Genomic DNA, 4,186 nt, shown 5'->3' with positions numbered 1-4,186 from the left:
CAACACAAATTCCAAATTTATTGGTAAATGGTTCATCAGGTATTGCGGTTGGTATGGCGACAAATATTCCGCCACATAACTTAACTGAAACCATCAATGCTTGTGTTGCATTGATCAATGATCCAGAAATTACAATCGATGGTTTGATGGAATATATTCCTGCGCCAGATTTTCCAACAGCAGCCATCATCAATGGTACACGTGGAATTCGTGAAGCGTATCATACAGGCCGTGGTCGTGTTGTGATTCGTGCGCGTTGTGAAATTGAAATTGATGAAAAACGTAATCGTGAAGTGATTGTGGTTTCAGAACTGCCTTATCAAGTGAATAAAGCTCGCTTGATTGAAAAAATTGTTGAGTTGCACCGCGATAAAATCGTTGAAGGCATTGCACCAGATGGCTTGCGTGATGAATCCGATAAAGATGGTATGCGCATCGTCATTGAATTGAAACGTGGCGAATCAGGTATGGTTGTGTTGAATCAATTGTACAAACATACTTCATTGCAAAGCAGTTTCAGCATCAACATGGTTGCAATCGATCAAGGTCAGCCAAAATTGTTGAACTTGAAACAAGTATTGGAAGCATTCGTGGCGCATCGTCGTGAAGTGATCACTCGCCGTACAATCTTTGATTTGCGTAAAGCGCGTGAACGCGCGCATTTATTAGAAGGTTTAACAGTTGCATTGGCGAACATTGATGAAATGATCGAACTGATTCGCTCTTCACCAGATGGCGCAACTGCAAAAACTAAAATGCTGGCGAAGGTTTGGGCGGCAGGTGATGTTATCCCAATGCTAGAACGTGCTGCACATTTGAATGAAAATGCAAAAATGAGCGAGTTGGAAGGCTTTGGTTTATTGGCTGAAGGCTATCGCTTAACAGAAACACAAGCACAAGCAATCTTGGATATGCGCTTACAGCGTTTAACAGGTTTAGAACAAGATAAGATTCACGGTGAATATGAGAGCTTATTAGAAGCAATTGCTGCATTTATTGAAATTTTAGTGAATCCTGATCGTTTACGTGAAGTTGTATTAGAAGAGTTAGAAAAAGTACGTGCGGATTATCATGATGAGCGTCGTACAGAAATCTGCCAAGCTGCAGAAGATATCAATATTTTAGATTTAATCGCAGATGAACAAGTGGTTGTAACGTTATCTCATCGCGGTTATATCAAGTATCAACAGCTCGGTGAATATCAAGCACAGAAACGTGGTGGGCGAGGTAAATCTGCGGCTAAAGTTAAAGATGAAGACTATGTTGTGAATATGATGACAACAAGTACGCATTCACAATTGATGTGCTTCTCTTCAACGGGTCGCGTTTATTGGTTACACACTTATGAATTGCCAGAAGCAGGCCGCGGTTCATCAGGCCGCCCAATCGTGAATATGTTACCATTGAGCGAAGGTGAACGCATTAGCTCCATCATGCCAGTGGATGAGTATGTTGCTGATAAATATATTGTGATGGCAACAAAGCTTGGTGTGATTAAGAAAACAACATTGGATAAATTTGCAAGTCAGCGTTCTACAGGTGTGATTGCGATCACATTAGATGAAGGTGATGAGTTGATCGGTACAACTATTACTGATGGCACTAAAGATATCATGCTCTTTACATCAGACGGTAAAGTGAATCGCTTTAGTGAAGAAGATGTTCGCGATACAGGGCGTGGTGCGCGCGGTGTTAAATCGATGAATTTAACAAATGATCAAACGATTTTATCAATGATTATTCCAGAAGATGATAGTGTTGTATTAATTGCCACTGAAAATGGTTATGGTAAACGTACTCGTACAGAGGAGTTTACACGTCATCGTAGAGGCGGCAAGGGGATGATTGGTATCCAAACATCTGAGCGTAATGGTAATGTAATTAGTGCTTGTTTGGTTGAAGAACAAGAAGAGGTGATTCTGATTTCAAGCAATGGTGTATTAGTTCGTACTCGTGTCTCTGAAATTTCTATTTTGGGACGAAATACACAAGGTGTTCGCTTAATTCGTTTGGATGCATCCGATAAATTAGTAGGTTTAACTGCTGTTGAAGCAGAAGAATGTGAAGAAGTGCAAGAAGATAAAGTGCTCGAAGAGGCTGAGGATGAGATAGTGATAGTGGAAGAGTAATATCAATTACTATCTTCGTTTAATAAGGCAGACCTCTGGCTGCCTTATTTTATTTTGAGGAGATAATATTATGTTTGATTTTATAAAAATAATTTTTGTCGTGTTTTTTATGCTATTACCATTAGCAAATCCGTTAGTTGCCGTAACCTTAATGATGAGCTTAGGAGCAAGACTTTCTCCTGAAGATAAACAAAAACAATCTAGAGAAGCTGCTAAATATTCTTTTTGTGTCATGTTGGTGAGTTTCTTCTGTGGACAGTTGGTAATGAATATTTTTGGAATATCAATACCAGGATTAAGAATTGCAGGTGGACTGATCGTTTTAATTATTGGTTTTCAAATGCTATTTCCAGCACCAACACAAGGCAATGTTGTGGATGAGGGATTAACGAGTAATTCAACAAGCCTTTCATTTATTCCTTTAACAATGCCAGGTTTTGCAGGGCCGGGGACAATTGCTATGGTGATTAGTATTGCTTCTACAATGCAAAATTTTGGTGTGGCAACTTGGGTTATGTACACATCTCCAATTATTGCATTTATGGGACTATGTTGGTTCTTATGGTTCTGCTTAAAGAGTTCTGGTGTGATTTTGAAAAAATTAGGTGAAGGTGGAATTGAAGTTATTTCTCGTATTATGGGATTTTTGTTGGTTTGTATGGGTGTGCAATTTTGTATCAACGGGATTGTGGAAATTTTCCAAACTACAACATAAATCATGTATAAGTAAACATATCATCTAGTTGTTATTAAGGTTGTTTTATGAAAAAAATATTTGTGGGCGCTGAATTTAAAGCGCTCATTTTATTGGCGTTACCAATTTTATGTACGCAGTTGTTGCAAGTAGGCATGGGGACGACAGATATAGCCATTACAGGGCATTTTGATGCCCTTGTGCAATCAGGTGTTGCAATGGGTGTTTTTGTTTGGAATCCAATCTTGTTATTTGCGAGCGGCACATTGATGGCTGTGACTATTTTGACTGCTCACCAGTTTGGTGCGAAACGAGTTAAACGAATTCCAACCATTTTTCATGGTGGTGTTTCTGTTGCCTTGGTATTTTCTGTCATTGCCATTTCAATAATGTGGCAGTCAGAATATATTCTTAGATTCTTTGAAGTTCAAGATGATGTTATACCGCTGTCAGTCAATTATCTGCGTGCATTGTCTGTGGGTGTGCCTGCTATTTTCTTATTCAATACATTGCGCTGTGTTTGTGAAGGCGTTGCGCGTCCTTTGCCTGTCACCATTGTGACATTTGTAGGTTTTGTTGTGAATGGGGTTATGAACTACTTTTTAGTATATGGGTATGAGCCGATAGGATTAAAAAGTTATGGTGTGATTGGTTCTGGTTTAGGTACTGCTTTTGCGATGTGGAGCATGTTAGCATGCATGTTGATGTTTTATCGGGTAGAACCTCGTTTGAAAACGTTAAATTTATTCCGCTATCGCGCGCGTATTTTTAAACAAGTAAAAGGATTGTTACAAATTGGTGTACCGAATGGTGCGTCAATCTTTGCAGAAGTTGCTTTATTCTCAGTTTCAGGACTGATTTTAGGCCGTTTTGGCGAAATTGTGATTAATAGTCATCAAATTGCATTGAATATTACAAGTTTGACATTTATGGTTCCTCTAAGTACATCCTTTGCATTGATCGCCTTAATTGGCCAGCGTATGGGGCGTAAAGATTTTGAGGGTGCAATGCGCATCGCAAAAATGGGGCGATTAACGTGTTTTGGTATCATGATTTGCACAGGCATTTATCTGTTTGCTTTGAAGTCATATTTACCAATGGTATTTTCAGATGATCCTGAAATTTTAAAGTTAAGTGCGCATTTATTAATTTTCTCAATCATATTCCAATTGCCCGATGGGTTACAAATTGCAGCAGCAGGCTGTTTGCGCGGTATGAAAGATACAAAAGCACCGATGGTAATCGGTATTACATCTTATTGGTTAGTGGCTTTGCCTATAGGTTATTATTTAGCAGTTATTAAAAATATGCAGGCAGAAGGTGTGTGGATTGGCCTAATTATTGGTTTAACATGTTCAGCAAT

The 4,186-nt window shown here is 38.9% G+C and carries 3 protein-coding genes; all 3 read left to right on the top strand.

All coding sequences use genetic code 11. The features are described 5' to 3' along the window. Nucleotides 1-2,129: DNA gyrase subunit A (locus BZK14_RS06775; RefSeq protein ID WP_077925782.1), on the top strand; the 2,129-nt coding region annotated here is incomplete at its 5' end. A 70-nt stretch (nt 2,130-2,199) separates the two neighbouring features. Continuing rightward, nucleotides 2,200-2,844 (top strand): MarC family NAAT transporter, encoded by a 645-nt coding sequence (locus tag BZK14_RS06770; protein WP_077925781.1) that lies wholly within the window; start codon nt 2,200-2,202, stop codon nt 2,842-2,844. Nucleotides 2,845-2,891: 47 nt separating this feature from the next. Continuing rightward, nucleotides 2,892-4,186, top strand: a 1,295-nt coding sequence (locus tag BZK14_RS06765; RefSeq protein ID WP_077925780.1) for an MATE family efflux transporter, incomplete at its 3' end; no start/stop codon positions are given.

Source organism: Wohlfahrtiimonas larvae (assembly GCF_002006755.1).
Classification (GTDB): Bacteria; Pseudomonadota; Gammaproteobacteria; order Cardiobacteriales; family Wohlfahrtiimonadaceae; genus Wohlfahrtiimonas; species Wohlfahrtiimonas larvae.
Note: the sequence above shows the minus strand (reverse complement) of the source record. Positions and strands in the feature narration are given on the sequence as shown.